This window comes from Ornithinimicrobium sp. (assembly GCF_051004135.1).
Lineage (GTDB): Bacteria > Actinomycetota > Actinomycetes > Actinomycetales > Dermatophilaceae > Ornithinicoccus.
This window is the reverse complement of record NZ_JBPCKQ010000149.1, coordinates 1-3,177: the sequence shown is the minus strand read 5'-3', so window position 1 is coordinate 3,177 and position 3,177 is coordinate 1. Positions and strand designations below refer to the sequence as shown.

General features: G+C 68.9%; 7 protein-coding genes. 4 read left to right on the top strand and 3 right to left on the bottom strand.

What is annotated here, in order from left to right; genetic code table 11:
- From ACR2FV_RS10160 to ACR2FV_RS10145, 4 genes are all read left to right on the top strand, one after another.
- On the top strand, positions 1–733 hold a 733-nt coding region (locus ACR2FV_RS10160), incomplete at its 5' end, for an HAD family hydrolase (protein WP_434015581.1).
- Between the two features lie 36 nt (positions 734–769).
- Positions 770–1,054: a type II toxin-antitoxin system Phd/YefM family antitoxin gene (locus ACR2FV_RS10155; RefSeq protein WP_434015580.1), complete on the top strand. Its 285-nt coding sequence runs from the start codon at positions 770–772 to the stop codon at positions 1,052–1,054.
- Between the two features lie 10 nt (positions 1,055–1,064).
- The gene (locus ACR2FV_RS10150) at positions 1,065–1,472 is read left to right on the top strand and encodes a type II toxin-antitoxin system VapC family toxin (protein WP_434015579.1); all 408 of its coding nucleotides are present in this window, start codon (positions 1,065–1,067) and stop codon (positions 1,470–1,472) included.
- 377 nt (positions 1,473–1,849) lie between these two features.
- Complete coding sequence (locus tag ACR2FV_RS10145) at positions 1,850–2,014, top strand: hypothetical protein (RefSeq protein ID WP_434015578.1); 165 nt, start codon at positions 1,850–1,852, stop codon at positions 2,012–2,014.
- Here ACR2FV_RS10145 and ACR2FV_RS10140 read toward each other — a convergent pair whose 3' ends face one another.
- From ACR2FV_RS10140 to ACR2FV_RS10130, 3 genes are all read right to left on the bottom strand, one after another.
- Positions 2,015–2,227 (bottom strand): type II toxin-antitoxin system VapB family antitoxin, encoded by a 213-nt coding sequence (locus ACR2FV_RS10140; protein WP_434015577.1) that lies wholly within the window; start codon positions 2,225–2,227, stop codon positions 2,015–2,017.
- 4 nt (positions 2,228–2,231) lie between these two features.
- Positions 2,232–2,714, bottom strand: a complete 483-nt coding sequence (locus tag ACR2FV_RS10135; RefSeq protein ID WP_434015576.1) for a hypothetical protein — start codon at positions 2,712–2,714, stop codon at positions 2,232–2,234.
- A 157-nt stretch (positions 2,715–2,871) separates the two neighbouring features.
- Positions 2,872–3,177, bottom strand: a 306-nt coding sequence (locus ACR2FV_RS10130; RefSeq protein ID WP_434015575.1) for a heterodisulfide reductase-related iron-sulfur binding cluster, incomplete at its 5' end; no start/stop codon positions are given.

The window sequence follows — 3,177 nt, the reverse complement described above, 5'->3', positions numbered from 1 at the left end:
CGACGCCTCGCCCGACTCGGCTGCTGCACTCGCTGCGCCGTCCCGACCGTTCCGCGCGGTGATCTTCGACTTCCACCAGACCCTGTCTCACCTCGGCGCTCCCCGCGACTGGCTGGACGAGGCGTGGACCGGGCTCGGACGTGTGGGGTCGTCCCGAGAGGTATGGGGTGGGCAAGGCCACGCGGACCGGCTCACCTTCTTGTCGGAGGTCTGGTCACACGCTCAAGGCATCGACCCGGACGGTCTGCGAGACCTGTCCCCGACGGTTCATCGGGACGTGTGGCATCGCACCACGACACAGCTGGGCGGCTTCGACGACGGTCTGGCCACGGCACTCTATGACTCGATTTCCGACCAGTGGCGACTGTACGACGACGCCCGGGAGGTCATGGGCGAACTGCGCGCGCACGGCATACGCCTCGCCGTGCTGTCCAACATCGGCCTGGACATCCGCCCCATGCTCGCCCGCAGCGGCGTGCTCGACCTGCTCGACGCGGTGGTGCTGTCCTTCGAGGTCGGCCGCACCAAGCCCGACCCGGCGATCTTCACCCACACGGTGCGCTCGCTCGGCGTCGACCCCGGCGACACCCTGATGGTAGGTGACACCTGGCACGACGATGGCGCAGCCGCGCAGATCGGCATCCGCACCCTGCTTCTGCCGCCCACCGCCGGCCCGAGACGAGGTCTCGACCTGGTCGCTCGGTTGGTGGGGACGACGCCTCCACAGAGGTGACATCAAGAAGATCGTACAACGGCGTACACTCATGTCATGTCGATGACCGTCAGCCAGGCTCGCGCCACCCTCACCTCGGTGCTGGACCGGGTCGAGGCCGGCGAGGAGGTCACTCTGACGAGGCATGGCAGTGCAGTCGCCGTACTCGTCCGCCCCGACGTCCTGCGTCGACGCCGGCGCACTCCTGTCCAGAATTCCGCGGACGCCCTCGCTGACGTGTTGGCGCAAGCGAGGCAGACGCCCAAGAAGGATCTGCCGGGCTTGACCACAGAGCAGGCGGACGAGCTCGTTGCTGAAATCCGCTCTGGACGGGACCGCTGAGCCGCCTGCCGTGGATGCCTTCGATGCCGATGTCCTGATCTATGCCGCTGCCCGTCGCCACCCTGTCGGCGCCGCCGTGGCGGCGCTGTTCCCGGACGGTGTCGACTCGGTCGACTCCGTAGGAGTGGGGTCGGTGCTGCTCCTGCCCGAACTGTTGTCCAAGCCGATGCGAGACCACGACCAAGCACAGCTCCACACCTTGGGCTGGTTGCTCTCCCGGATCGAGCTGCTGCCAGCGGATAAGGAGACCGGGCGGTTGGCGGCCTCGCTCGCTGCGACATACCGCCTGCGCGCCGCCGATGCGGTCCACCTGGCCACGGCAGTGCACGCCGGAGCCGACCGCTTCATCACGAACAACCGGAAGGACTTCCCGCCCTCGATCGCCGAGGTGGACATCTGCTACCCGGATCAGCTGTAACCCGCCGCCAAGCAACGTCGTGCATCGTTGCCCGTAGCCTGACGAGGTGATCGACACAGCCCTTCGCAGCACCACTGGGGACCGGCTGTTCGCGGCAAGCGCGGTCGTCGGCCTGCTGCACGCCATACCGGGTCTGTACTGGGCCGTCGGAGGCTCGGCCCTGGTCGGCACCGTGGGCGAGTGGGCCCTCGAGTGGGGACAGGACTTGCCCGGTCAAGTGACCGCGGTGCTGCTCGCGGTGTTCGCGGTCAAGGTATGCGGTGCACTCGTGCCGTTGGTCAACCACCTGCACCCCTTGCCGGCACAGCTGCTGTGGCGCGTCATCGCGTGGGCCGGGTCGGGACTGCTGGTGCTGTACGGCCGGCGCCAACACCATGGTGGCCTGGCTCGCCCTGGCCGGATGGGTCGGGGTCGCCGGGGACCAGGACCGGACGGCGCTGCTCGGGCACGCCTTCCTCTGGGACCCGCTCTTCGCGCTGTGGGGCGTCCTGCTCGGACTCGCCCTCTGGCACACCCGCAACGACGGCGTCCAAAAGGTTTGATCAGCCGGCGCCTCGAGGGACGCCCTCGGCGGGAATCTCCGCGAGGGCACGGGCGCCCCACATAGCCAGTGCCTCCGCTCGGGTCATCGGCTGGCCAGCCAGGTGCTGCAGGACCAGGTCCGCGGCCTCGGTCTTCGTGCCGATGCCGAAGCGGTCCATGATGACCTGGACGTGGTCGTCCTCGATCACGATCTTGGTCCGCACCTTGGCCATACGCCTAGTGTGCACCTGAGGTGTCCGGTCGGGCACTCACGTCGGCAGGCAAGACGGAAGGCTCCCCCGGTCGGACGGTGCCAGATGAGGTCCAACCACAGTCGGCCAGGATGAGGGCCACGGTCGCCTCGAGTGTGCTCGCGGCTCGGATGATCTGCTCATCGAACCCGTCGACTCGTGGCTCGTCCTGCCAACAGGAGCGCATCTGCTCCTCCCCGAACTCACCCGCCACCGCCTTGGTCCGGTGCCGCCGCAGCGTCTCCTCGAAGGGAACGTCCAGGAGATAGCACCGGGTGATCCCTCGGTGCTCCTCCGCGAGGCGACGCAACATCACGCCGTAGCGAGCGGCATACAAGAGGCCCTCCATGATCACGTGCAGTCCGCGATCGAGGGCGAAGCGCGCGGTCATCTCGATGAGGTCCACCGCCGGGGTGCCGTCGGCGTCGAGGCTGTGCAGGACCTCACGGCGGATAGTGTCCCGACTCACGATAGTCGTGCCGCTGGGACGGGCGTTGCGCAGCGCCTGCGCCATGAACCGTTCCCGTGGCGCCAGTCCGACCCGCGTCGAGTGGCAGCAGATTCACCGCCCAAGGGCCCAGGTTGGTGCATCTGCTGCCAGTCGATGATGCACGCCCCGGCCCCGGTCAGCGGGTGGCCTCGGCCAGCACCTCCAGGACGTGGCGGTAGGGCCGCCCCGTCGCGCGGGTCATCCCGATCTCGCAGGTCCGGTTCGTCGAGACGTATGCCGACGCCTGGCTCCCCCGGACCTCCTGCGCCTCCCGCCGGGTCGCCGACGCGGTGAGCTCAGGGTGCAGCAGCCCCCGGTCGCCCGCGAACGCGCAGCAGCCCCAGTCCAGCGGCACCATCACGTCGTCGCTGAGCGCCCCTGCGAGCTGGAGCAACGCCGGCGTCGTGCCGGCCCGATGCATCGAGCAGGTCGGGTGCACCAC

Coding starts and splice junctions, on each gene's coding strand:
- ACR2FV_RS10155 (WP_434015580.1), top strand. CDS start 770: ATGTCGATGACCGTCAGCCAGGCTCGCGCCACCCTCACCTCGGTGCTG.
- ACR2FV_RS10140 (WP_434015577.1), bottom strand. CDS start 2,227: ATGGCCAAGGTGCGGACCAAGATCGTGATCGAGGACGACCACGTCCAG.